Raw genomic sequence first — 24,900 nt, forward strand, 5'->3', positions numbered from 1 at the left:
TTCTGTGGGCAGACCGACGATCGCCGACATCGCCCGCCAGGCCGGTGTCTCCAAGGGCGCGGTGTCCTTCGCGCTCAACGGCCGGCCGGGCGTGAGCGAGGCGACCAGGGCCCGGATCCTGCGGGTCGCCGAGGAGATGAACTGGCGCCCGCACAGTGCCGCGCGGGCCCTCGGCGGAGCCCGGGCCGACGCCGTCGGCCTGGTGATCGCCCGACCGGCCCGCACCATCGGCGTCGAGCCGTTCTTCAGCCAACTGCTGTCCGGGCTCCAGGCGGTGCTCTCGGCCAGCTCGATCGCGCTGCACCTGATGGTGGTCGAGGACACCGCCGCCGAGATCGACGTCTACCGGGGCTGGGCCTCCGAGCACCGGGTGGACGGCTTCATCGTGGTCGACCTCCAGGTCAGGGACCCGCGGCTGCCCGTGCTGGACGAACTCGGGCTGCCCGCCGTGGTGCTGGGCGGGCCCGGCAAGGGCGGCAACCAGCTGCGGATCTGGGCCGACGACCGGGAGGCGATGCTGTCGATCGTGGACTACCTGGCCGCCGTCGGGCACCGCCGGATCGCCCACCTCGCCGGGCTGCCGCACTTCCAGCACACCCAGCGGCGGATCCGCGCGCTGCGCGACGCGTCGCGCCGGCTGGGGCTGGAGGAGGCCGTGTCGGTGCCCACCGACTTCAGCGACGCCGAGGGCGCGGCCGCCACCCGGACGCTGCTGTCCCGGTCCCGGCGGCCCACCGCGATCGTCTACGACAGCGACGTGATGGCCGTCGCGGGCCTCGGCGTGGCGGGGGAGATGGGCGTCGCGGTGCCCGGCGAGCTGTCCATCGTCTCCTTCGACGACTCGGTGCTCGCGCGGATCGTCCACCCGCCGCTGACCGCGCTCAGCCGGGACACCTTCGCGCTCGGCGAGCAGGTCGCGCGCAGCCTGCTGGCGGCGCTGGACGGGCCGGGGCCGGGGCGCGACCTGCAGATGCCCACGCCGCGGCTGACCGTACGGGAGTCCACCTCGCCGCCCGGGGCGGTCGGCCCGGCCGTCTCCCCCGCCGGGGTGGTTGCTGCGCGCATCGTTGACAGCGGTTCTGAACCGGTTTAGCCTCGCAGCGCCGAGCGGGACCCGCTCGGCGCGCTCCGCCGCACCACGCCCGGCTCCCGCTGCCCGATCCGCTCCCCGTTCCGCCGTCGCCCCCCGGCGCACCGCGGAAGCCCGATGCCCGTCCGGGCTCCCGGCCGAGGGCGGCAGCGGTACGACCCCCACTCGATCCAGCACCGGCACGCCCGCATGCAGCCGGGCCCGTCCGCGACGGCGGGCCCGCCCCCACCCTCCTCCGCTCGATCGGAGCCACCGCATGTCACGACGCCTCCCCCTGCTGCTCAGCGCCGTCCTCGCGTCGGCCGCGCTGACCACCGCCCCCGCGGCCTGGGCCGACCCGGTACCGGCCGCGGCACCCGCCGCGTCGGCCGCGGGAACCGGCAGCCAGCCCTTCGCCTCGTACTGGTACCCCAACAGCATCCTGAACTGGGACCCGGCGACCGACCCGGACGCCCGCTTCAACCGCTCCCGCGTCCCGCTCCAGCCGCGAACCGGCGACCCGGCGCTGCGGGCCAACCCCAACGCCCGCAGCGGCGAGGGGAAGATCGCCTCGCTGGTCTCCTTCGGCCCCACCTCCAACAACCCCTCGCAGGGCTCCGCCGACCCGAACTACTACGCCTTCGGCTACTGGCAGTACGTCGACAAGCTGGTGTTCTGGGGCGGCTCGGCCGGCGAGGGCCTGATCCTGGCCCCCAACCCGACCGTGATCGACGCCGCCCACCGCAACGGCGTCAAGGTGTACGGCACGGTCTTCTTCCCGCCCGGCGCGTACGGCGGCCAGCTCCAGTGGGTCCGCGACTTCGTCCAGAAGTCCGGCAGCCGCTACCCCGTCGCCGACAAGCTCGTCCAGGCCGCGCAGTACTACGGCTTCGACGGCTGGTTCATCAACCAGGAGACCGGCGGCGGCGATTCGACCCTCGCGGCCGAGGTGCGCAACCTGATGCAGTACACCAAGGCGCAGAGCGGCACCGAGTTCATGTGGTACGACGCGATGACCACCTCCGGCTCGGTCAACTGGCAGAACGCCCTCACCTCGGCCAACTCGCCCTTCCTGCAGGACGGTTCGAAGCGCACCTCGGACTCGATGTTCCTGAACTTCAACTGGTCGGCGAGCGGCCTCGCCTCCTCCCGCACACTGGCCCGGCAGCTGGGCCGCAGCGAGTACGAGCTCTACACCGGCATCGACACGGAGGCCGCCGGCTACAACACCGGGGTGGACTGGAACGCCCTCTTCCCGTCCGGGCGGCCGCACACCACCTCGCTCGGCCTCTACCGCCCGGAGTGGACCTGGAAGTCCGCCGCCGACCGCGCCGACTTCTACGCCAAGGACGCCCGCTACTGGGTCGGCGCCGCCAACGACCCGTCCAGGATCGACCTCTCGGCGAGCTGGCCCGGACTGGCCGGCTACGTCGCCGAGTCCTCGCCGGTCACCGCCAAGCCCTTCGTCACCAACTTCGACACCGGGCAGGGCGACTTCTACAACGCTGCCGGCACCCGGGTCGCCACCGGCGGCTGGAACAACCTCTCGCTCCAGGACGTCCCGCCCACCTACCGCTGGGTGGTCGAGTCGAGCGGCAGCAGGCTCACCCCGTCCGTCGACTTCACCGACGCCTACCAGGGCGGCTCCTCGCTGCGGCTGAGCGGAAAGCTGGACGCCGCCAACACCGTCCGGCTGTACCAGACCAGGCTGGCGGTCGCCGCGAACACCAAGCTGGACCTGGTGGTCAAGGCCCCGGCCGCCGGGCCGACCAGGCTGAAGGCCGCCGTCTCCTTCACCGACGCGCCGGGCAGCTTCACCACGATCGACGTCGGCTCCAACTCCGGTACCGGCTGGGAGCGGCACACCCTCGACCTCTCCCCGTACGCGGGCCGCACCGTCGCCCAGATCGCCCTGCGGGTCGAGGGCAGCGACCCGGCGTACGACCTTCGGGTCGGCCAGGTCGCCCTCTACGACGGATCGGTGGAGACCCCGGCGGCACCGTCCGGCCTCACCGTGCTCGGCGCGAGCGACGTCACGCCCGGCTCCAGCCAGTCCCTGCGGCTGTCCTGGACGGCGGCGGCCGGCGGCAACGTGCACCACTACGAGGTGTACCGGCGCAACCCGGACGGCAGCCGCACCTTCCTCGGCGCCACGCCCAACGACGCCTACTTCGTCGGGCGGCTCGACCGGGCCGGGACCGAGAGCGCCGCCACGCTGGACGTCGAGGCGGTGTCCACCACCTATGGGCGCTCCACCGCCGCTTCCACCACGGTGAGTTGGAACGGGACCCCGTCGACCTCCAGCAACCTGGCGCTCAACCGCCCGGCCACCGCCTCCGGCCAGTGCAACGCCGACGAGGGCCCGGCCAAGGCCGTCAACGGCAGCGTCAGCGGCGGGAACGGCGACAAGTGGTGCGCCCTGACCACCACCAAGACGCTGGAGGTGGACCTCGGTTCGGCGAAGCAGCTGTCCAGGTTCGTGGTCAAGCACGCCGCGGCGGGCGGCGAGAGCGCCTCGTACAACACCCGCGACTTCGCCATCCAGGTCCGGTCGGGCGTGAACGACCCCTGGACGACGGTCGCCGACGTCACCGGCAACACGGCCGGCACGACGAGCCACCCGGTGAACACCACCGCCCGCTACGTCCGGCTGGTGGTCACCAAGCCCACCCAGACCACCGACCCGGCCGCCCGCATCTACGAGTTCGAGGCCTGGGGCGCGTAGCCCCGTAGGAAAGGAAGCACCCCGTGCCGGTCACCATCACCGCCGTCGAGAGCACCGACCTGTTCGTCGGCCCCGAGCACGCCCCGCGCCAAGTGCTGCGGGTGCGGCTGGAGGGCCCGGCCGCCCGGATCACCGTCAGCGGCCCGGGTGTCCGCGGCGAGGCGACCGGCACGGGGCTGGTCGAGGTCCCGCTGGAGATCAGCGGGGCCTCGCCCGGCGACCGGATCCCGGTCGCCGTGAGCGCCGAGACCGGCTCCTCGGTGGAGGCCTCGGTGGAGGTGGCCGAGCCCGGCTGGACGATGTTCCTGGTCTCGCACTTCCACTACGACCCGGTCTGGTGGAACACCCAGGCCGCCTACACCTCCCCGTGGGAGCTGCTCTCCGCCGACGCCACCACCCGGCCGCTGTGGGAGCGCAACGGCTTCGCCCTCGTCGACGCCCACCTGGACCTCGCCCTGCGGGACCCGGTGTACAAGTTCGTGCTCGCCGAAGTCGACTACCTGAAGCCCTACTTCGACCAGCACCCGGAGCGCCGCGAGACGCTGCGGCAGCTGCTGGAACGCGGCCAGGTCGAACTCGTCGGCGGCACCTACAACGAGCCCAACACCAACCTCACCGGCGCCGAGACCACCATCCGCAACATCGTCCACGGCATCGGCTACCAGCGCGACATCCTCGGCGGCGACCCGCGGACCGCCTGGCAGCTCGACGTGTTCGGGCACGACCCGCAGTTCCCCGGCCACCTTGCCGCGGCCGGCCTGACCGGCAGCGCCTGGGCGCGCGGCCCCTTCCACCAGTGGGGCCCGATCCAGAAGAACTTCCGCGAGGCCAAGGACGACGCCCGGGTGATGCAGTTCCCGAGCGAGTTCGAGTGGATCGCCCCCGGCGGCGAGGGCGTGCTCACCCACTACATGCCGCACCACTACTCGGCCGGCTGGTGGATGGACTCCTCCGCCGACCTCGCCACCGCAGAACAGGCCGTCTACGAGCTGTACCGCAAGCTCAAGCCGGTGGGCGCGACGAAGAACCTGCTGCTGCCGGTCGGGACGGACTACACCCCGCCGAACAAGTGGGTCACCGAGATCCACCGCTCCTGGGCCGCCAAGTACCTCTGGCCGCGGTTCGTCTGCGCCGTCCCGCGCGACTTCCTCGACGCCGTGCGCGCCGAACTCGCCGACACCGGACGCCGGCCCAGCCCGCAGACCCGCGACATGAACCCGGTGTACACCGGCAAGGACGTCTCGTACATCGACACCAAGCAGGCCCAACGGGCCGGTGAGGTCGCGGCCGTGGACGCCGAGAAGCTCGCCACCCTCGCCGCCGTCCACGGCCTCGGCCGCTACCCGGCCGCCGCCCTGGACAAGGTCTGGCGCCAACTCGCCTACGGCGCCCACCACGACGCGATCACCGGTTCCGAGTCCGACCAGGTCTACCTGGACCTGCTCGGCGGCTGGCGGGAGGCCTACGACCTGGCCTCCGGCGTCCGGGACGCCGCGCTGGACGCCCTGGCGGCGCGGATCTCCACGGCGGGGCCGGGCCGGGCGATCGTGGTGACCAACCCGCTCTCCTTCGACCGGACCGACCTCGTCGCCGTCGAACTCCCGTCCGACGTACGGTCGGTGAGGGTGCTGGACGATCGGGGCGAGGCGGTGCCGAGCGCCGTCGACCGGGGGACGCTGCGCTTCCTGGCCGCCGACGTCCCCGCGCTCGGCTGGCGCACCTGGCGGCTGGTGGAGGGCGCCGCGGAACAGCCGTGGACGGCCGCCGACGGCTTCGTGATCGAAGGCGACCGGTACCGCGTCACCGCCGACCCGGCCCGCGGCGGCGGCCTGTGTTCGGTGCGGGACCTGCGGCACGACCGGGAGCTGATCCAGGACGGCCGGATCGGCAACGAGCTGCGGGTGTACGAGGAGTACCCGCAGCACCCCGACTTCGGCGAGGGCCCCTGGCACCTGGTGCCCAGCGGCCCGGTGGTCGGCTCCGGGGACGGCGTGGCGTCGGTCCGCCGGGAGACCGGGCCGCTCGGCGAGCGCCTGGTGATCGAGGGGACGGTCGACGCGCTCCGGTACGAGCAGACCGTCACGCTCTGGCGCGGCCTCGACCGGGTCGACTGCCGCACCCGGGTTGTGGACTACTCCGGCGCCGACCGGCTGCTGCGACTGCGCTTCCCGGTGGACGTCCCCGGCGGCCTGCCGGTCAGCGAGGTCGCGGGCGCGGTCGTCGGACGCGGCTTCGCGATGCCGGACGTGGACTCGGCGGAAGCGCCGTGGACCCTGGACAATCCGGCCAACACCTGGTTCGGCCTCGGCGCCACCGCGCGGATCGAGCTGACCGACACCGCCGGGACGGCCGTCGGCTCCCGCGCCCTCGGCGTGGCGGAGGTCGTCGTCCCCGCGCTGGACGACGCCGCCGACGCCCGTCCGCTGGTCGTCGCGCTCGCCCGGGTCGGCGTCACGGCCACCACCTCGGGGGCGGACTGGGCGCGGTACGGCTGGCTGGACGTGGACTCCAACCTGCCGGACTTCCGGATCGTCGTCGGCGGCCCCGAAGTCAACGAGGCGGCGCGGGAGTTGATCTCGACGGCAGGAGAGGAGTACGCGGCCGCCCTGAAGGCGCACGGCGCGGTGTGGGTGCCGGCGCTGACGCCGCTCGCCGAGGTCTGGCGGCCGGATGCCGACCTGCGCGACCTGCGGGCCCTGCCGGCGCTCGTCGTCTGCGACGCCTCCGCCCTGGTCGACGACCTGGCCGACGCCCGGATCACCGCCGTCTGCCCGGCAGCAGTCTCCGACCAACTCGCGGACCACACCGTGGCGTTGCTGAGCTTCGGCCTGCCCGGCTTCGCCGTCGACACCACCGGAGCTCTGCACCTGTCGCTGATGCGCTCCTGCACCGGCTGGCCCTCGGGCGTCTGGATCGACCCGCCCCGGCGCACCCTTCCCGACGGCGTCTCCTTCCAACTCCAGCACTGGACGCATGAGTTCAGCTACGCGCTGGTCGGCGGGGACGGTGACTGGCGCTCGCAGACGCTGCCCGCCCAGGGCCAGGAGTTCAACCACCCGCTGTACGCCCGGATCGCCGAGGCCCAGGAGGGGCCGCTGCCGGCCACGCTGTCGTGGCTGAAGGTCGAACCACAGCGCGAGGTGCTGCTGGGGGCGCTCAAGCCGGCCGGGAACCCGATCGCCCGCGGGTCGGCGGCGCCGGTGGGCCCGGAGCTGGCCGTCCGCCTGGTCGAGTCGACCGGCCTCGGTCGGACGGCGCGGCTCGGCGGCGCGCTCGGGCTGGGCTCGTTCCAGGCCGCCGACCTGCTGGAACGGCCGCTTCCTTCGGGTGGATCCGGGCTCGACCTCGCCGGGTCGCAGATCGCCACCCTGCTCGCGACCCCCGCCGTCTCGGCTCCGGCGGGCTCGACGGACCTCGGCCCGGCAGCCGAGGTCGCCCAACCCGTCCACGCCCGCTACTGGCTGCACAACCGGGGCCCGGCACCGCTCGGCTACCTGCCGGTGTCGGTCGGCGCCTCGCCCGGGCTGCTGCGGACGGCGGGGGAGCCGGTGACGCTCTCGGTCGCCCTCTCCTCCCAGCTGCGGGACGCGGCGGTCGAGGGCACGGCCGTGGTGCTGCCGCCCGAGGGGTGGACTACCAGCCTCGGCAGCCGGCCGTACCGGCTGGAGGCGGACGGGCACCTGCGCTTCCCGGTGACCCTCACCCCGCCGGCCGGCGCCGAGCCCGGGCTCCACTTCGCGGCGGTGCGGATCGAGCACGACGGCCAGCAGATCGAGGACGTGGTGACCATCGCCGTCGGCGACCTCCCCGACCTGCTGCCCGCCCCCGGCGACACCCCCGAGGACTGGACGATCGCCCAGGGCACCAAGGCCACCACCGGCCGCGACACCGGCCTGACCGTCGAGGTCGCAGCCGAGACCCTGCGGCTCGCCCCCGGCGGCCGGGCCACCCTCGCCCTCACCCTGACCAACCGCACGCGCGGCGAGATCCGCGGCGAGCTGCAGCTGGTCTCCCCGTGGGGCACCTGGGAGGCCATCGCCGAACCCGTCCGCGGCTTCACCGTCCCGGCCGGCTCCTCCACGGTGGTCGAATTCGCCGTCGCCGTCCCCGAATCCACCGACCCGGGCTCGTACTGGGCCCTGGCGAAGGTCATGTGGTTCGGCCGCTGCCAGTACGCCCCGACCGTCGCCCTGGTGGTGGAGGCATGACCCTCGGCCTGCTCGACGGACGCCCCCTCCCGCGTACGGCGCTCGACCGCCGCCTCGCCGCCCTGCGGACCGGCCCGCGCGCCACCGCCCTGCCGCAGCCCGGCAGTTCGGAGGACCGCCAGCTCACCCGGTGGGTCGCCCAGGTCCTGCTGACCGAGGCGTTGTGCGAGACGGTGGCCGCCGAACGCGACCTGCCCGTGGGGTCTTCGCTTCCTGCCCACCTCGACCAACAGGCCGCCGTCGAACTCGGCTCCATCACCGCGGCCGCCTACGAGGGCAGTGCGGCCGTCCGAGCCGTCTACGACTCCGTGTCGGCCGACATCGAGCCCTCACCCACCGACGTCGCCCACTACCGCACCATGACCACCCGGCCGACAACGGAACGCTGGCACCTCGCCCTCCCCGACGGAGAATTCGAGGCCGACCCCGACACCCTCCCGAAGGCCCTCGTCGAGGCCCTCCGCACAGCGCCGGAGGGCGAGTGGGTCACCGTCGGCCCCTGGACAGCCGCTCTCCTCGCCGTGACCACGCCCCCGGAAGCCCCCGACCCCACCCCCGTCCTCCGCGACGCCGCCCGCCGAGCCGCCTTCGTCCGCTGGCTCGACCAAGCCCGTGCCCACCGCCTCACCCTGGTCGAGGGCCTGGAACACCCGGGCGACCCCGCCCAACCCGACAACCACCACCGCCACTGAGCACCCATTGAGCACGCCCCTTCCGGGCGGCCCTTCGCCCCGTGGAGCGAAGGGCCGCCCAGGCAGTAGGCGTCATCCTCGGAGTGGCACGGGGTTGTCCGGGGAGTCGAGCCACACGGCGTGGGTACCTGAGGCGATCGTGAGGCCGAACCGCTCGAAGCCAGGGCGGCCCTGGTCGTCCCACCAGCGCCAAGCGGTCTCCACCTCGTCCCAGAGGTTCCGAGGGCCGGACTGGTACACCTCGTACTCCGTGCGGCCCCGCTCGTAGTCGGCGGAGGCCCACGACAGGGTGTCGCGGCTGTAGAGCCACAGCGTGTACGCGCCGTTGTCGTAGCGCTCCGCCCGCCAGAACGCACCGGGCACGCCCGCCCCGATGACGAACTGCTCGAACCACCCGCCGGTGTCGGGAGGGGCCAGTGCGGTAGTGCTTCGCACCCCGTCCGCAGGCCACTTCTGCCCGTGCAGGTACTCCTCGAACGGCGGGCGGTCCGTGCGCTGCTGGCGCAACCGCATGAACGCCGAACCACGGGTGAACCTGCCACTCGCGCCGGTCCCGTCATCGTTCACGGTCAGCCGGACGATCTGCTCGCCGCCGTACTCGGTGCCGAACGGCGCCACGATGATCCCACCGGCGGCCGTCTGCTCCAGCCACGCCGGGGGGATCTCCAGCAGGGAACAGGTGGCGATGATCCGGTCGTAGGGAGCGCCGTCCGGCCAGCCCTGCCGTCCGTCGCCCTCGACCACGGTCGGGGAGAGTCCGGCCTTGGCCAGGTTCTCCCGGGCGCCGCGTGCGATGTCGGGGTCGAACTCGACGGTCACCACGTTGGGGTTGCCGAGGCGGTGGGCCAGGAGGCCCGCGTTCCACCCGGTTCCGGTTCCGACCTCCAGCACCCTGTTGCCCGGACGTACGTCGAGGTCCTGGAGCATCGAGAACACCATGGTGGGCATGGAGTTGGACGAGGTCGGCGTCGTGCCGAGCCCGTCGCCCTCGTGTTCGCCGTCGTCCCACTGCGTGGTCAGCGGGACGTCCGAGTAGACCGCGCGCCGCCAGCTGCCGGGGTCCTGGGACCGGTACACCACGGGGTTCTGCCGGGTGCCGTCCGCAATGCCGGGCCAGATGCGGTCCGGGACGAACAGCTCTCGGGGTACGGCTTCGAAGGAGGGGAGCCAGTCCGAGGAGAGTGCGCTGCTGGCTACCAGCGCGGAGGCGAGCCCCTGGGGACTCGCCTCCGTGTGCGTCTCGCTGGTCACTTGCCGCTTCCGCCCGCCGGCGAGGAACCGTCCGAGGTATTGCCGCCCTCGTCGGAACCGCCACCGCCGTGTCCGGCACCCTTGTTGCTGTCGTCCTGCTGACCGCCGCCCTTGCCATCGCCGGAACCGCCTCCGTGCTTGGCCATGTTCGTTCCCTCTCCGTCGGACAGGCTGGGGTGGTTCCCTGGGCCTGTCGTGTGCCTCGTTGACCCGTACGTGTTGGTGAGGCTACGGACGGCCAGGCATCGATCTCTACGAACTTGCAGGAGCTTGCACATCAATTGCTCCACCAGATAGGGGTATTGACGGAAACATCGCTGCTCGGAGAAGCTCTGCAAGCCCGAGCAAGCAAGCACTCAGACCAGGGAGCCGGCCATGGCCGTGGAGTTCGTCGGCATCGACCCCAACACCGACCGGGACCACTGCCCCACCGTGTGGGTGGACGCGGAGGCGCAGGAGATCCTCTTCCAGGGGTGGAAACCGCACCCCGACACTCAGGCGGAGTGCGAGGCGAGTAGCCCCGCGAACGGTGCGGTGCCCGACGGTGAGGCCATCGTCAGGCTTCCGGCCCGGATGGTGCCCATGATCAGGGAGGCGTGTGATGTCATCGGGCGTGCCCAGCTTCGCTGAGCTGCTTGAGCAGTGCCGACAGTCCGCCGTCCATCTGGAGCTGCGGGACTCGTACGCCCCGACGGAGCGGTTCGAGGCATGGCAGCGCGGCGAGCGGATCGACTGGGAGGACCGCCGGTCCTGGTGGCATCCCTACGACCAGTTGATCACCGATGCAGTGGCCCGGGGCGTGGTCGTCCGTCGAGCCCGGGTCGTTTCGGAGCCCGTGTCCGAGTACATCCGGTGGGAGCACTACGTCACTCACGCCAACGTCACGGCGGGTGAACAGGTCCGCTGGCTGCCACGACGGCATGCCACGAGCATCCCGTTGCCGGGGAACGACTTCTGGCTGTTCGACGGTGCGCTGCTTCGGGTACACCACTTTTCGGGAGACGGCGCGGTGGTCGAGGATGAGATCACGGCAGATCCGGCGACCGTGAAACTGTGCACGACCGCGTTCGAAGCAGTCTGGGACCTCGCTGTCCCGCACCACCTGTACGAAATCTGACGAAAGCCAGCTCCATGCCCGCGCACCCCTCTCCGAGTGTCCAGAAGGCCCGCGAAGTCCTCGCCGGTCGGCTGAGCGAGATTCGGAAGGACCTCGGGATCAGCGGGCGGGAGCTGGCCATCAGATGCGGCTGGTCGGAATCGAAGTCGTCTCGAATCGAGAACGCCAAGACACCTCCCTCCGACACGGACATCAGGGCATGGTGCCGCGCCTGCGGTGCCGACGATCAAGTCCTGGACCTCATTGCCGCCAACCGGCAGTCCGGCGAAGCCCATGTGCAGTGGAAGCGACTCCAGCGAAGTGGGCTTCGTCGCTTGCAGGAGTCCACGGCGGACCTGTACCAGCAGACCAAGGTGTTCCGGGTCTACGTCTCCGACGTGATCCCCGGCTTCCTTCAGATACCCGGGTACGCCACCGCCCTGCTGTCGTCCATCGCTGACTTCCGGGGAACCCCGAACGACGTGAGTGACGCGGTGGCGGCCCGCATGAAGCGCAAGGCGGTGCTGAACAACGGTGCACACCGGTTCTCGTTCGTACTGGAGGAGGCCGTGTTGCGGTACCGCGTGTGCGGCACCGAGACCATGGCGGCTCAACTCGGCCATCTACTGGCAGTCATGGATCTCCCGAACGTCGCCCTGGGCGTCGTCCCGTTCACGGTGCAGCGGACCGTGTGGCCCATGCCGACCTTCACGATCTTCGATGCAACCAGGGTCCATGCAGACACGCTGGATGCCGCGTCCACGCTCACGCAGCCCAGTCAGGTAGACCTGTATGCCCGCGCGTTCGATCGGCTCTCACAGGTAGCAGTGCGGGGCGCCCCGGCGCGCTCACGCATCACAAGCGCTTTGGCATGCCTGGATTGATATCTGGGAAGGTCGCACGGCCACGAGAACGTGACCCGTATCCCGCTGCGCATGGCGGCGGCCATCAGGAAGGCGCTCGATGATGCAGAACGTACCGGACTTCTCCGAGCTGCTGGCCGGTGCCCAGCACTCCGCGGTGCACCTGGAGATGCGGGACTCCTACGGCATCGCCAGCGAGGCCGAGGGGTTCTCACAGTTCAAACGGACCGGGGTCCGCCGCGATGTCGACCCCGATTCCGATGGCTGGTCCGGCTGGGTTGCGATGATCCGGGACGCCGTCGCCCGGGGTGTAACGGTGCGCCGAGCCCGGATCGTTTCAGAGCCGGTGACGGACTACGTCCGGTACGAGCATGCCGGAACCGTCGTGAACCTCGCGGCCGGTGAGCAGGTCCGGTGGCTCCCTCGTCGCCAGGCATCCGACGTCGCACTGCCCGGAAACGACTTCTGGCTGTTCGACGGCAGGATCGTCCGGTTCAACCACTTCACCGGCGACGGTGCGTCCGGCGGGCCGGAGATGTGTGCGGACCCCGCCGTGGCGAAGCTCTGCGCCGAGGCGTTCGAGGCGGTGTGGGAGCGAGCCGTCCCGCACGAGAACTACACGGTCTGACCGTCAGCAACGGGTAGCCGGCCTATGCCCACAGCTCCTTCGTCAATGGCGACCAGACCGACACATCGGCGGCCCTTCGCTCCAGGAGCGAAGGGCCGCCGAGTCAGTTGGCGTGGTGGTCGACCGGCAAGGTCGTCTGGTACGAGCTGGAATCGCTCGCGTGACCCGCGAACCCGTCGCGCCGGACGACCCCGGGATGTGCGACTACACCGGGCCGCAGATCACGGCCCTCCTGGGCGAACTGCACAGGCGCGCCGCCTCGGCCGGCGAGTCCACCCTCGACGGCCGCGTCCTGGTCGACTTCGGCCATGCGCCGGTCAGCACCCTGCTGAACCTCCTCGACCTCCCGCCCGGCCCGGAGGGAGAACGCGGATGAACCCCGGCACCGCCGCCCTCGGTGTGGTCGTCCCGGAGCGACGGAGCCAGGACCCGACCGGGCGCGCACTCGGCTGATCGTGCCAACGGCCAGGCCGGGCCGAGTCGTTCGACTCGGACCGGCGGTCCGCATCCGATCTCGCCCCGCCGCGCTCGTGCCGAGTGCGGCGGGGCCGAGGAAGTTCGGGTTCTGTGGGGTGGCCCGGCCGGGCCGCTGTGCGTCAGATCGGGAGGTCCCAGCCGGGGCCGTCCTCGGCGCCGAGCCAGACCCGCTGGCCGGTGGGTGAGACCGTGATGCCGAATTCCTCCTGGCGCGGTTCGCCGGCGGCCTGCCAGCGGTGCACCGCCTGCTGGACCCGGTCCCACAGGCGGACGGGACCGCGCTGGACGACGGTCCAGCCGCCGTCGTGGTCGCGGGCGGTCCGGGCCTGGGAACCGGTGGACACGTCCCAGAGGATCTGTTCCGCTCCCGCCCCCAGGCGTTCGGCCGAGGGCGCCGCGAGCTAGGCGATCCAACCGCCGGTCCAGTCGTCGAGCTTCGCGGGGTCGATCCGGCTCGGGCGCTCCTCCCCGGGGAGGAGCGCCAACGTCGGACGGGGCGGCCGGTCGTGGGGGCGGGCGATCATGAAGCTGGTGCAGCCGGGCAGGAAGCGGCCGGTGGCCTCTCCCGGGCTGGTCACGTCGAGCAGCGCGAGGGCGTTGGCGTAACTCCATCCGGACAGGGTGACCAGGATCTCTCCACCCGGCTCCACCTGGTGCAGCCACGGCAACGGGATGTACCGGACCGAGCAGGTGGCGATCAGCCGGTCGTACCGCCCGCCCCCCGGGTCACCGCGCAGCCCGTCGCCGATGAGCAGCCGGGGCGCGAAGCCCGCCGCTTTGAGTGCCGCTGCGGCAGCTGCGCCCACCACGGGGTCGTACTCGATGCTGGTGAGGTCGCCGTCCCCGAGGCGGTACGCGCAGGGCGGTCGAGTAGCCGGTCCCGGTGCCGATCTCCAGCACCCGGTGTCCGGGCTCGGCGCCGAGCCGGTGCCACATGCGCAGCACCAGCGAGGGCAGGGTGGACGACGAGGAGGGGGAACCGTGCACGGCCCCCTCGGTCACGTCGTCGGGCCTGGTGCGGCCGTCGAGTTGAGTGATCAGCGTTTCGTCGGCGTAGATACCCTCCAGCCATCCGGGTTCGCCCTCGCGGACGGGCCGGTAGCTGGTGGGGACGCTGCCCGCCACCGGCCGGAACCAGGAACCGGTGAACAGTTCGCGGGGCACCGCTCTGACGGCGCTGATCCATTCGGGGTCCGTGAGGGTGCCGTCCTCGGTGAGCCTGTCCGCCAGGGCGGCGCGAAGCCGGGTTGCCGTGTTCACGTGTCGGGGCCTTTCTCCAACTGGTCGGCGATGGCGTGGGCGATCGCCGTGGTGGTCTCCGTCGGCTGCCACGCCCACTGGCCGTTCGGATTGCACTCGAGGAAGTACCAGTCGCCGGCGGCGGTAACGGCGAAGTCGAACGCGCCGTACGTCAAACGGAGTTCGGCCAGGTAGGCGGCGATCGGACGGGTGACCGACCCGGGTACCTGGATCGGTGTGCACGTCATCAGCTCCTGGCGGTAGCGCCAGTCGAGATCGGGGCTGTCGATCCGGACCCCGAACAGTCGGTCGCCGATCGCGGTCACCCGTACGTCGAACGCCTTGTCGACCTTGGCCTGGAACATGTGCGGGCGGACCGACACGGCGGTCCTGGTCGCTCAGCTCCTGCGGCCCCTCGTAGGGCGAGGGCCGACGCACCCAGACGGACCGGATCCGAATGGTGTCGATCTCCCGGCTTACCGTGCGCAGGGTGCCCGCTGGCGAGCGGCCGTGAGGCCGAACTCCGGGCCGACACTCGCGCAGACGGCCGACCGCCCGACCCGTCCCGATGGTGCGGGGTGTACCCCTGGGTCGCCCGTGCCACGCCGGTGCCCCCGAGGTATCGCGCCAACGCCCTCCCTCGGACCGCCGTTGACGGCAGTCAGTCGCCTGCGTCACGCTCGATGTACCGCCGAGGTCGGGCCCGTCGGCCGGGCCGCGAACCGCTCGCCGCGAGCCACGTGCGCCGTGTGTCACGCGCTGCGGAGCCGAGAACCGTCAACCGTGAGCAGTCAGCCGCGCCCTGAACCGCCGCGCCGTCCCGACACCCGGCCCGGATGACCACCCGCGCACCCGTGTGGAGGTACCGCCATGTCCAAGCACCGTTTCGCCGTCCACGGAGCCGTCGTCGCCGCTCTGGCCCTCCTCTCCCTGCTCGTCCCGCTCACCGGCGCCCACGCCGCGCCGCCCGCCGACTCCTGCACCCAGAACTGGAGCATCAGCTCCGGCCAGGGCTACGCCAACGGCAAGTGGTGCAACTACGACACCAAGGTCGTCGGCACGGTGCACGACACCAAGGCGGACGGCCGCTGTCCCTACGTGCGCGGCGGCCTCTCCAACGGCGGCTACGTCGACAGCGACTGGGCCGGCGGCAAGGGCAAGTCCCGCGCCATCACCCTCCACGCCCCCTCGGGCACCCGCTTCACCAGCCTCAGCATGCGCTCCATCGGCTGCTGACGCCGACCGCGCGGCCGAACGACGAAAGGCGTCCCGCCGGACGGATCCGGCGGGACGCCTTCGTGCTCCTGGATCAGGAGCGTCGTGTCACAGCCGCATGAGCTGCATGCGGCTGCACACGACGAAGCCCTCGTGAGTGCCGTCGGACAACAGCAGGGTCCGATACAGCCTACGGCCCACCTTCGGGATGTCCACGAATTCGTCGATCTCGGGGACCGTACGGGCCTCGGAGATGTACAGATCTGCGAAGGTCTGTCGGAGCTTCATGCCCGTGACGTTCTCGAACTCCACTTCCAGGACCGGCTTCTGGTCGTCCTCCCAGGTGCGCAGCACCAGGCGGCGGTGCGACACCGAATAGGACCAGGGGCGGAACGCCCGCTCGGTCCGCAGGGGCAGATCCTTGAGTCCGGCGAGGAACGTCGTCCCACTGCTCATTCGGAGAGGCTCGTTTCAGTCGAAGGGGCTTGTCGTCTCTACACCGTTCTCGTACCACTTCACGCGTGCCCGCACGTCCGGTGGCGCATTCTTGATCTGTAGCAGCTCCCAGGCCGTGAAGTGCTCCTTGGGGTCTCCGGTCCCCGTGTACTTCTCGGCCCACTCCCGGGCCTTGTCCTTCCCGATGTGGTCGAGGTTGAAGAAGATCTCGGTCTTCTTCCCCGGCGTGAGCGCCTCGCGGACGGTCTCCCTCCAGTCCGTGCCGTCGGGGAAGTCGTGGTACGACTTCGCCTTGACGACGTTCTTGGCGAAATTGTCCAGCACCATATTGGATTCGGCGTCCGTGGTCACACCGAGGGCGAGCCGCTTCGGGCAGTAGTTCTTCGCGTTGTGGACCAGCACCGGCACTTCGCCCGCGAGCACGTAGTACGTGTGGACGTCATCGACGGTGAGGTTGTAGGCGGGCTGGAGGGTGTTCCAGTGCCGGACGTCCTCGATTCGCCGGGGCTGTCCGGTCGGGTCGCGCAGTTCATCGCCGGGCTCGAGGGCGGCGGCATCGACCCAGTTCTTCCGGTTCTCGGACCAGAAGGGGTGGTGGTCGGTGCTGGTCAGGGTCCGTCCGGCGCCCAGGGAGAGGTCGGTGAAGTCGCGGTCGTCCGGGGTGTAGATGGTGTCCGAGACCCTGCGGGGTCCGGTCAGTCCGGTGGTGGGGTCGGTGGCGAGGACCTCGTCGCCGACCTTGACGGTCTCGATGGCACGGGCGGAGCCGTCGGCCATCAGGACGCGGGTGCCCGCCGGGAAGCTGTTCAGCGGGCAGGCCGGTGGAACGCGGGTGACGAGTTTCTGGATGAACTCGACGGCCTTCTCGCCCCAGGAGCCGAACTTCTTCGCCCACTGGGCGAGTTTGGCGACGGCGGCGCCGTCACCGATGAAGGGGATCGCGCCGATGCATGAGGTGACCGCCTCGGTGGTGCGGCCTTCGACGGCGTAGTAGGCGCAGTTGACGAGGTCGGCGATGTCGGCGAGGCCGGGGGCGATGACGCCGCCCGCACCGCCGATGACGTCGAGGGTGAGGTGGATGCTCTCGGAGAAGAGGTGGTAGAGGAAGCTGATGTTCTCGCTGTCCTCCTTCGCCTTCTTGATCTCCTCCTCGATCGCCGCGATCGAATCCTGCTTCTCCTTCTCAGCCTGCGCCTGCTTCTCGGCCTCCTTGCGCGCCTCCTCGAGCTTGGCCAGCCGGGCCTTCTCCTCGGCCTCCTGCCTCACCTGGTAGACGGCGTGCGCGTCGTCGGCGGCGGCTTGTGCGGCCGTCGCGTCCTTGCCCGCCGCCTCGGCGGAGGAGCGGGCGGAGCTCGCGTAGTCGTTGGCTTCGGCCGCGGACCACCGGGCCTGCCGCGCCGAACCCTCGGCCTTGTTGGCGGAGTACACCGCCTTGGCGGCGTCGCGGTTGGCGGAGGCCTTCGCGGCGTTCGCGCTCTTCGCCGATGCCGCGGCCCTGGTGGCGTCGGCCTGGGCGGCGTCGGCGGCGGCCTGGGCCTTGGTGACCTGGTCGGCGGCGGTGTTGGCCGACGCCTGGGCGGCGGCTTCGTAGCCCTTGGCCTCGTCGGCGGCGTTGCGGGCGACGGCGGCGGCGGCCTGGGCCGTGGCCGCGTTCTGGGCGGCGGTCGCGGCGGCGGCGGTGGCCTGGGCGATCAGGCCCTTGACGTCGGCGACGTGGACGGCGGTGAGCCGGTCGCGCTGCTGGGCGGTGTACTGACCCTTGGCGACGAAGGCGCGCAGGTCCTGCACGGTGCCTTCGAGGGCGATCCTCGCCGCGGCCTTGAGCTCGGGCTCGGTGGCCGGGGCGTCCTCCAGCCGGGTGGCGGTGAGCCGGTCGTCGGCGGCCTGCGCGTCCGCCAGTCCCTTGCCGAGGAAGTCCCGCAGCGCGGCGGGAGTGTTGACCCGCAGCGCCTCGTCGGCGGCGGCCTTGACGGCTGGGCCCGCATTGTCGCTCAGACGGGTGATCGTCAGCCGGTTCTCCGGCGCGGCGGCCTCGTACTGGCCGCTGTTCACGAACGCGCCGACCTGGGCCGTGTCGCCCTGCAGCGCGGCGTAGGCCGCGGTGCGGACCGCGTCGCTCTCCGAGTCCGAGTAGATCTTGGTGGCGCGGTCGCGGGCGTCGTGCTCCTCGGCCTGCCTGCGACCGGCCTTGACGTAGGAGAACACGGCCGTGTCCGGGCCGGTGAGGGCCGCGTCGGCTGCCGCTGATCCCCAGGTGCTGGCCATCTTGCGGGAGACGAGGGCGAGCTTGCGGCCGTCGGTGGCGACCTGTGCCGGGGTGGCGCCGGGCTGGTTGGTGAGCTGGGCCAGGCGGTCGGCCTCGGTCTTCGCCTGCTGGACCTGCTGGGCGGCCTGGTCGGTCTGCGCCTGCTTCTCGGCCTCGTCGGCCTTGGCCTTGCGGGCCTTCTCCACCGCTGCCGCGGTGCGGTTGGCCAGGTCCTCGGCCTCGGTGCGGCGGGTCAGGTCCTGGACGGCGTTCGCCTTGTCGACCGCGTTCTGGGCGTCGACGGCGAAACCGGAGGCGGCGTTCGCGTGGTCGGTTGACAGCTGCGCGGCGTTCGCGCTCTCGCCCGCGTGGTCGGCGGCGTCCCGCGCGGCCTGCGCGGCGGCAGCGGCGTGCGAAGCCGCGGACGCCAGCAGCGTCTTGGCGGCCTCGGCCTGGGTCGCGGCCTCGCCGGCCAGTTGCTGCGAGGCCGCGGCCGCACGCCCGGCCTCGGCGGCCTGGCGACGCGTCGCCGCCGCCGCCTGCTTGGCCTTGGCCGACTGGCCGCCGGCGCTGTCCGCGTAGGCACCGGCCTGCTCGGCCGAACCCGCCGCAGCATCGGCATTGCCCTTGGCGCTGAGGGCGGCCCCGGCCGCCTCCCCGCTCCGCGCCGCGGCCTCGTTCGCCTTGACGAGCGTGGCGTTCGCGTCCGCCGCGATCTTCGCGGCCGCGTCGGCGGCATCGGCCGCCACCCGCGCCTCGTGCGCCTTGGTCGCGTCACCGGCCGCCGCAGCCGCGGCCGTCCGGGCGTTGGCGGCGGCCCGCTGGGCCCCGGCCGCCGCGGCGGCAGCGTTCGACGCCGCTACGGCGGCGGACCGCGCCGAGGCGTTGGCCGCACGGGCGGCGGTCATCGCCGTCTGCGCCGCCGCACCCGCGCGCTCGGCCGCACTCGCGGCCTTGTTCGCCGCCTCGGTCGCCTTGGCCGTGTCACTGCCGGCCTGCTGGGTCTCGAGCGCGGCCCGCGCGGCATCGGCCTTGGCCAGCTCCGAGTTCTTGACCGCCTGGTCCTTGGCCTCGATGGCCGCGGCCGTCTCCTGGGCCGCCTGCGCGCCCGCGTCCTTCGCCTGCTGGGCGAGCTGCGCGATGCTCGCGCGTTCCATGTCACGGCTCTGCGCGATGTACTGGCCGGTCGCCAGGAACTCGCGCACGTCCTCGATCGACCCGTTCAGCGCGATGCGTGCCGCAGCCTGGGTGTTCGCGCCGCCCGTGCTGTAGATCCGGACCAGCTTGACCCGGTCGTCGGCGTCCTTGGCCGTGAACTGGGTCTCGGTCAGGAACTTCTGCAGGTCGTCGCTGGTGTTGCTGCGCAGCGCGGCGTCGCCGGCGGCCTGCAGGCTGCTGCCGGCGCCCATCGCGGGGTCGGTGATCCGGGTGATCCACAGCCGTCGGTCGGCGTCGAGGGCCGACTGCCAGCCGCCCTCCAGGAAGGCGCGCAGCTCCTCGGCGGTGCCGTCGATGGCCTTGTCGGCGGCCTCGCGGACCTTGGGCCCGCCCACGCTGGAGATCTGCGTGGCAGCGAGCAGGTCGTCCGCGTGCTGGGCGCCGGCGAGCTCGTTGTCCACGAACCGCTGCACGTCCTGGTCGGACCCGGCCAGCGCGGTCTCGGCCAGTGCGTGCAGCCGGGGGCCGCCGTTGAGCCACGCCTGCAGGGCGCGCTCACGGGAGCTCGGCTGGACCTGCCCACTCCCGGGCTCGACCGCGGCGGCGGTCTGCACGCCCGACCCCACCAGGCCGGCCGTCAGCGCGAGGGGCAGCAGGCCCAGGGAGAACCTGCCCGGCAATGGCGGCCTCCCCCTCCCTCGCCGTTCTGAACGGGATATCGAAGGATGCACGGGAAACCTCCACTGTCGACGTCGGCCGAATCCCGGCCGCAGTGGAGCCCCACGATAAATGACCGTACAACAGAATGCCCATGAAATTGGTCAGTTGAGCGTTGAGCGAGCTGTACGCCGCAGTAAAAACGCTCCTCAGTCGGTTCATATTTCGGCAAATGTGTCGCACCGTCAGCTTGTGATCGAATGCCTTCTAAACCATGACAAGTCGTTCGTCCTACCTGCTGAAATGGGGGTTGGCGAGGTCTGGGTCGATCTGGTTCGATGGGGCGGTTTCCGCTCGTGGTCGAAGGGGTGGTCGGGCGTCTCCAGGGCTTTCGCTCAAGGTTCATGACGCTTTATCACGTCGTGCTCGGTTCGCCTGCCATCCGGGGTCTTCGTCCCATTCCGCGGATCTGTCGACCAGGTCAACACCAGACGAACGAAGAGGAATAGCCATGCCAAAGCACTTGTCTCGTTGGATCGTTGGCGGAGCAGTCGCCGTGGCCGCCACGCTCGGTGCCACCGCCCTCGCGTCGGCCGACGGCTCCCCGGCGGACAACTCGGCCGCGCCGCCCGCGGTCGAGGACTTCATGCACCCGGGCGCGGCCCCGTTCCCGAACGTGAAGCTGCTGCGCGGCGACGGCCACATCGTGCTGTCCGACTGCGCCGTCGACGACCAGATCAGCGTGCTCAGCTGGGACCTGCCCAACAGCAGCGGCAACAAGATCTGCTTCCGCGCCACCAGCAGCACCGGCTACCTCGCCGTCGAGGTGCCCAACGTCTTCCGGATCCGCACCGACGACTACTCCATCAACGCCAAGCTCACCAGCGACGGCGTCTCCCAGAGCGTCGACATCGCCAAGGGCACCGCCGTCCCCGTCGGCATCGGCAGCGGAACCGGCAACGGCAAGCCCGCCACCCTCCTCGAACTGCGCGTCACCGGCTGACCCTCCACCGCCCGCCTTCCCCTCCTCCCCCTGGAGCCCAGGTGACCCACAACCCCCTGCGCACCGCCACCGCACGCCGGTGGCTGGCCACCGCCGCCGTGACCGCCGCCGCCCTCGGCGGCGCGACCGCGATCGCCTCCGCCGACACCACCCCGCCGCCCGCCGACAACTCCGCCGCACCACCGGCCGTCGAGGACTTCACCTACCCCGGCGCCGCCGCCATCACCAAGGTCAGACTGCTGCGCGGCGACGGCCACATCCTGCTCGCCGACTGCAAGCAGCCCACCCAGATCCAGATCGGCACCCTGGCCCCGGGCAACCCGGACAACCAGATCTGCTTCACCGTCGCCGGCACCACGGGAACCCTCTCCCTGCAGCTGTCCGACGTCTTCTACCTCCAGACCAGCGGCGGCCGCTCGGTCCGCGCCGGCCTCACCACCGGCGGCACCTCGCAGACCGTCGACGTCCCCACCAACGGCTTCAAGCCCGTCGGCATCGGCAACACCGGCACCGCGGCCAGCCTCGTCGAACTCACCGTCACCGGCTGACCGCCGCCGCCCCGCATCCGTCGCTCACGTTGGGAACACCACCTCATGCTTCGCAAGTCCTCGGCCCGCAACCTGCGGGCGGGTGTGCTGGTCGCGGCCGCTGCCGCCGGCACGCTGAGCACCTTCTCCCCGGCCGGCGCCGTCTCCGGTGACGCCGTCGGTGACGGCAGCTACACCTCCGCCGCCCGGATCGTCGTCGGTGACAACCTGCGCGCCTGCACCGGCGCGCTGGTGGACCGCTACTGGGTGCTCACCGCCGCCTCCTGCTTCTCCGACGACCCGGCGCAGCCGCAGGCACTCGCGGCCGGGGCGCCGAAGTGGGGGACCACCGCCACCGTCGGCGGCAGGTCCACGCAGATCGCCGAGCTGGTGCCGCGGCAGGACCGCGACCTGGTGATGGCCCGCCTCGCCACGCCGGTGGACGGCGTCGCGCCGCTGCCGCTGGCCACCACCGCACCCACCACCGGGCAGAGCCTGCGCGTCGCCGGCTTCGGCCGGACCAAGGGCGAGTGGATCCCGGACAAGCCGCACACCGGCGCCTTCTCCCTCGACACGGTGAGTGCCACCGGCATCGGCACCACCGGTACGGGCGGTGCGGCGGTCTGCAAGGGCGACACCGGCGCCCCGGTGGTCCGCGAGGTCAACGGCAAGGCCGAGCTGGTCGCCGTCGCCTCCCGTTCCTGGCAGGGCGGTTGCCTGGGCGTGCCCGCCACCGAGACCCGCACCGGCGCCTACAACTCCCGCGTCGACGACCTCGGCGAGTGGGTGAAGGAGCTGCGCTACGACACGGCGGAGGTCAAGAGCGGCCTGCACGTGCAGATCGTCGGCTCGGACGACAAGCTGTGGGACACCGTCGCCGGCTACCGGGCCGGCAGCGGCTGGCTCGGCAACTGGTCGCCGCTCAGGAGCGTCGAGCTGACCGCCGTCGACAGCGTCACCATCGGTGACAAGGTGTACGTCTACGCCGTCGGCACCGACGGCAAGGTCTACACCCGCGACGGCAGGGTCGGCGAAGGGTGGACGGCGTTGGAGGAGGTGCCCGGTGGCGCCGGAGGTGCCAAGGGCGTCACCGCCGCGGTCCGCGGCAGCAGGGTCGACCTGCAGATCATCGGCTCCGACGGCTCGCTCTACAGCTCCTACGCCGACTACGCGGCACACCAGTGGGCGCCGACCTGGGAGAAGGTCGGCACCAACAACCTGAAGGCCATCACCAGCGCCGCCACCGCCGACGGCGTCCTCCACGTCCTCGCCGTCAACGAGGACGGCCGCGTCTATGTCCGGGACAACGGGACCGACGGCCAGTGGACGCCGTCGTGGCGTGAGATCCCCGGAGACGCGCTCGACGTCAAGGGCATCACCGCCGCCGCCCGCGGCAACACGGTCGACTTGCAGATCATCGGCTCCGACGGCTCCCTGTTCACCACCTACGGCTACTACGACCTCGGCCGCTGGGAGCAGAACTGGGAGAAGGTCAGCGACAACCACCTGAAGGCGATCAGCAGCAGCGCCGAGGGCAACGTCGTCCACGTCGTGGCCGTCAACGAGGACGACAGGGTCTACAACCGCGACGCCGACTACAACGCGGGCAAGTGGACCGCCTGGGGCGAGGTCCCCGGCGGCGCCACCGGCGTCAAGGCCGTCACGGCCGCGACCACCGGCTGATCCGAGCACGCACCGCGTCCTATTTCTCGTACTCACCAGGGGGAATTCCCGATGTCCCGCAAGTCCCAGTCCCGCTTCGGACGGGCCGGCGTGCTGGTCGCGGCCGCTGCCGCGAGCACGCTGAGCACCTTCTCCCCGGCCCAGGCCGTGGTGGGCGACGCCGCTGCCGCCGGTTCCCACGCCTTCACCGCACGCCTGGTGATCGGCGACCACCTGCGCGGCTGCACGGGCGCGCTGGTGGACCGCTACTGGGTGGTCACCGCGGCGTCGTGCTTCGCCGACGACCCGGCGCAGCCGCAGGCACTGGCGGCCGGCGCGCCGAAGTGGGCGACCACCGCCACCGTCGGCGGCAGGACCACGCAGATCGCCGAGCTGGTGCCGCGTCAGGACCGCGACCTGGTGCTGGCCCGCCTCACCACGGCCGTGGACGGCGTCGCGCCGCTGCCGCTGGCCGCCACGGCGCCGACCCCCGGGCAGAGCCTGCGCGTCCCCGGCGCCGGCCGGACCAGGGACGAGTGGGTGCCGCTCCAGCTCCACTCCGGCGTGTTCAGCCTCGACACGGTGAGCCCGACGGGCATCGGCCTCACGGGGACGGGCGGCGCGGCGGTCTGCAAGGGCGACACCGGCGCCCCGGCGGTCCGGGAGGTCAACGGCAGGACCGAGCTGGTCGCCGTCGCCTCCCGCTCCTGGCAGGGCGGTTGCCTGGGCGTGCCCGCCACCGAGACCCGCACCGGCGCGTACGGATCCCGGGTCGACGACCTCGGCGGCTGGGTGAAGCAGGTGAAGGCGTCCCGTCCGGGCAGCGAGCTGCTCGCGGTCGGCGGGGACAGCAAGGTCTGGGCGAACGAGGGCTCGTACACCACGGACGTGTGGGGCACCTTCGAGTCCGTGTCGAACGGCAGCGGCATCCGGCAGGTCAGCGCCGTCACGATGGGCGACCGGATCCGGCTGTTCGGGATCGGCTCTGACCAGCGCATCTGGACGACCAGCAAGGACACCGTCACCGGTACCTGGAGCCCCTTCGAGGCGGTGCCGGACAACAGCGGCATCCAGCAGGTGACGGCCGTCGCCATGGGCGACAAGGTCCGGCTGTTCGCCGTCGGTGGCGACGGCAGGATCTACACCGCGGCGGGCGACTACGCGGCCGGCACCTGGTCCGGATTCGAGGCGCTGCCCAGCAGCGCCATCAAGCAGGTGACGGCGACCGTCGTCGGCGACACCGTGCGGCTGTTCGCGATCGGCGGCGACAGCCGGGTCTGGACCACCACCGGCGACTACACCGCCGGTACGTGGAGCACCTTCGAGGCTATCGAGAGCAGCGGCATCCGGCACATCGCCGCCACCACGATCGGCAACACCGTGCGCGTGTTCGCCGTCGGCTCCGACCAGGGGGTCTTCACCACCGACAGCACCGGCAACGGCCCCTGGACCGCCTTCGACCCGGTTCCCGGCAGCCACGCCGTCAAGCAGGTGGCCACCACCACCATCGGTGACACCGTGCGGCTGTTCGCGATCGGCGGCGACGACCGGATCTGGACCGCAGACAAGAAGGCCGACGGCAGCTGGACCAGCTTCGGCCTGGTCGCCAGCAGCGACATCCACGGCCTCGCCGCCACCGTGACCGGCTGACCCGCAACTCCCCTCCCCGCAGGGGCCGCCGGCGCACGAGCGCCGGCCCCCGCGGGGCTCCCGCAGCCTCCCGCAGACC

At 71.8% G+C, this 24,900-nt stretch carries 20 protein-coding genes and 1 pseudogene; 15 read left to right on the forward strand and 6 right to left on the reverse strand.

All coding sequences use genetic code 11. The features are described from left to right. Positions 1-4 precede the first annotated feature (4 nt). The 4 genes from ACIQI7_RS26850 (at position 5) to ACIQI7_RS26865 (ending at position 8,694) form a co-directional block, all read left to right on the forward strand. The gene (locus tag ACIQI7_RS26850) at positions 5-1,093 is read left to right on the forward strand and encodes a LacI family DNA-binding transcriptional regulator (protein WP_401114302.1); all 1,089 of its coding nucleotides are present in this window, start codon (positions 5-7) and stop codon (positions 1,091-1,093) included. Positions 1,094-1,346: 253 nt separating this feature from the next. Then, positions 1,347-3,794: a discoidin domain-containing protein gene (locus tag ACIQI7_RS26855; protein WP_401114305.1), complete on the forward strand. Its 2,448-nt coding sequence runs from the start codon at positions 1,347-1,349 to the stop codon at positions 3,792-3,794. Between the two features lie 23 nt (positions 3,795-3,817). Then, entirely contained in the window at positions 3,818-8,002 is a 4,185-nt protein-coding gene (locus tag ACIQI7_RS26860) for an NEW3 domain-containing protein (protein ID WP_401114308.1), read from the forward strand. Then, on the forward strand, positions 7,999-8,694 hold the full coding sequence (locus ACIQI7_RS26865) for a hypothetical protein (protein ID WP_401114310.1): 696 nt from the start codon (positions 7,999-8,001) through the stop codon (positions 8,692-8,694). The genes ACIQI7_RS26860 and ACIQI7_RS26865 overlap by 4 nt, the downstream gene beginning before the upstream one ends. 72 nt (positions 8,695-8,766) lie before the next feature. Here ACIQI7_RS26865 and ACIQI7_RS26870 read toward each other — a convergent pair whose 3' ends face one another. Continuing rightward, positions 8,767-9,945, reverse strand: coding sequence for a methyltransferase domain-containing protein (locus tag ACIQI7_RS26870; protein WP_401114313.1), 1,179 nt, complete (start codon positions 9,943-9,945; stop codon positions 8,767-8,769). Continuing rightward, positions 9,942-10,091, reverse strand: coding sequence for a hypothetical protein (locus ACIQI7_RS26875; RefSeq protein ID WP_401114315.1), 150 nt, complete (start codon positions 10,089-10,091; stop codon positions 9,942-9,944). Before ACIQI7_RS26875 ends, ACIQI7_RS26870 begins: the two co-directional genes overlap by 4 nt. A gap of 229 nt (positions 10,092-10,320) precedes the next feature. On the opposite strand from ACIQI7_RS26875, the gene ACIQI7_RS26880 reads away from it, so the two are divergent. The 5 genes from ACIQI7_RS26880 (at position 10,321) to ACIQI7_RS26900 (ending at position 12,908) form a co-directional block, all read left to right on the forward strand. After that, positions 10,321-10,575, forward strand: a complete 255-nt coding sequence (locus ACIQI7_RS26880; protein WP_401114317.1) for a hypothetical protein — start codon at positions 10,321-10,323, stop codon at positions 10,573-10,575. Beyond that, entirely contained in the window at positions 10,547-11,062 is a 516-nt protein-coding gene (locus tag ACIQI7_RS26885; protein WP_401114320.1) for a DUF6879 family protein, read from the forward strand. The genes ACIQI7_RS26880 and ACIQI7_RS26885 overlap by 29 nt, the downstream gene beginning before the upstream one ends. A 14-nt stretch (positions 11,063-11,076) precedes the next feature. Continuing rightward, complete coding sequence (locus tag ACIQI7_RS26890) at positions 11,077-11,925, forward strand: helix-turn-helix domain-containing protein (RefSeq protein ID WP_401114324.1); 849 nt, start codon at positions 11,077-11,079, stop codon at positions 11,923-11,925. 79 nt (positions 11,926-12,004) lie between these two features. Further along, entirely contained in the window at positions 12,005-12,532 is a 528-nt protein-coding gene (locus ACIQI7_RS26895) for a DUF6879 family protein (RefSeq protein WP_401114327.1), read from the forward strand. A gap of 160 nt (positions 12,533-12,692) precedes the next feature. Beyond that, complete coding sequence (locus ACIQI7_RS26900) at positions 12,693-12,908, forward strand: hypothetical protein (RefSeq protein WP_401114330.1); 216 nt, start codon at positions 12,693-12,695, stop codon at positions 12,906-12,908. A gap of 220 nt (positions 12,909-13,128) precedes the next feature. On the opposite strand, the pseudogene tgmC reads toward ACIQI7_RS26900, so the two are convergent. Further along, positions 13,129-14,269, reverse strand: a pseudogene (gene tgmC, locus ACIQI7_RS26905) (ATP-grasp peptide maturase system methyltransferase). Continuing rightward, on the reverse strand, positions 14,266-14,631 hold the full coding sequence (locus ACIQI7_RS26910; RefSeq protein ID WP_401114332.1) for a hypothetical protein: 366 nt from the start codon (positions 14,629-14,631) through the stop codon (positions 14,266-14,268). The pseudogene tgmC and the gene ACIQI7_RS26910 overlap by 4 nt, the downstream one beginning before the upstream one ends. Positions 14,632-15,118: 487 nt before the next feature. On the opposite strand from ACIQI7_RS26910, the gene ACIQI7_RS26915 reads away from it, so the two are divergent. Then, positions 15,119-15,484 (forward strand): hypothetical protein, encoded by a 366-nt coding sequence (locus ACIQI7_RS26915; RefSeq protein WP_401114335.1) that lies wholly within the window; start codon positions 15,119-15,121, stop codon positions 15,482-15,484. Between the two features lie 87 nt (positions 15,485-15,571). On the opposite strand, the gene ACIQI7_RS26920 is transcribed toward ACIQI7_RS26915, so the two are convergent. Further along, complete coding sequence (locus ACIQI7_RS26920; protein ID WP_401114338.1) at positions 15,572-15,919, reverse strand: hypothetical protein; 348 nt, start codon at positions 15,917-15,919, stop codon at positions 15,572-15,574. A gap of 15 nt (positions 15,920-15,934) precedes the next feature. Next, the gene (locus ACIQI7_RS26925; protein ID WP_401114341.1) at positions 15,935-20,002 is read right to left on the reverse strand and encodes a polymorphic toxin-type HINT domain-containing protein; all 4,068 of its coding nucleotides are present in this window, start codon (positions 20,000-20,002) and stop codon (positions 15,935-15,937) included. Between the two features lie 109 nt (positions 20,003-20,111). Here ACIQI7_RS26925 and ACIQI7_RS26930 point away from each other — a divergent pair, with 109 nt between their 5' ends. The 5 genes from ACIQI7_RS26930 to ACIQI7_RS26950 all read left to right on the forward strand — a co-directional run bounded on the left by ACIQI7_RS26930 (position 20,112) and on the right by ACIQI7_RS26950 (position 24,821). Further along, entirely contained in the window at positions 20,112-20,387 is a 276-nt protein-coding gene (locus ACIQI7_RS26930) for a hypothetical protein (protein ID WP_401114343.1), read from the forward strand. Between the two features lie 148 nt (positions 20,388-20,535). Then, on the forward strand, positions 20,536-20,982 hold the full coding sequence (locus ACIQI7_RS26935) for a hypothetical protein (RefSeq protein ID WP_401114346.1): 447 nt from the start codon (positions 20,536-20,538) through the stop codon (positions 20,980-20,982). A 41-nt stretch (positions 20,983-21,023) separates the two neighbouring features. Further along, positions 21,024-21,530 (forward strand): hypothetical protein, encoded by a 507-nt coding sequence (locus ACIQI7_RS26940; RefSeq protein WP_401114348.1) that lies wholly within the window; start codon positions 21,024-21,026, stop codon positions 21,528-21,530. A gap of 45 nt (positions 21,531-21,575) precedes the next feature. After that, positions 21,576-23,192, forward strand: coding sequence for a trypsin-like serine protease (locus ACIQI7_RS26945; protein WP_401114352.1), 1,617 nt, complete (start codon positions 21,576-21,578; stop codon positions 23,190-23,192). A gap of 51 nt (positions 23,193-23,243) precedes the next feature. Continuing rightward, positions 23,244-24,821 (forward strand): trypsin-like serine protease, encoded by a 1,578-nt coding sequence (locus tag ACIQI7_RS26950; RefSeq protein WP_401114355.1) that lies wholly within the window; start codon positions 23,244-23,246, stop codon positions 24,819-24,821. Positions 24,822-24,900: the final 79 nt, after the last annotated feature.

Origin of the sequence: Kitasatospora sp. NPDC092039, assembly GCF_044756065.1 — a bacterium.
Taxonomy (GTDB): Bacteria; Actinomycetota; Actinomycetes; order Streptomycetales; family Streptomycetaceae; genus Kitasatospora.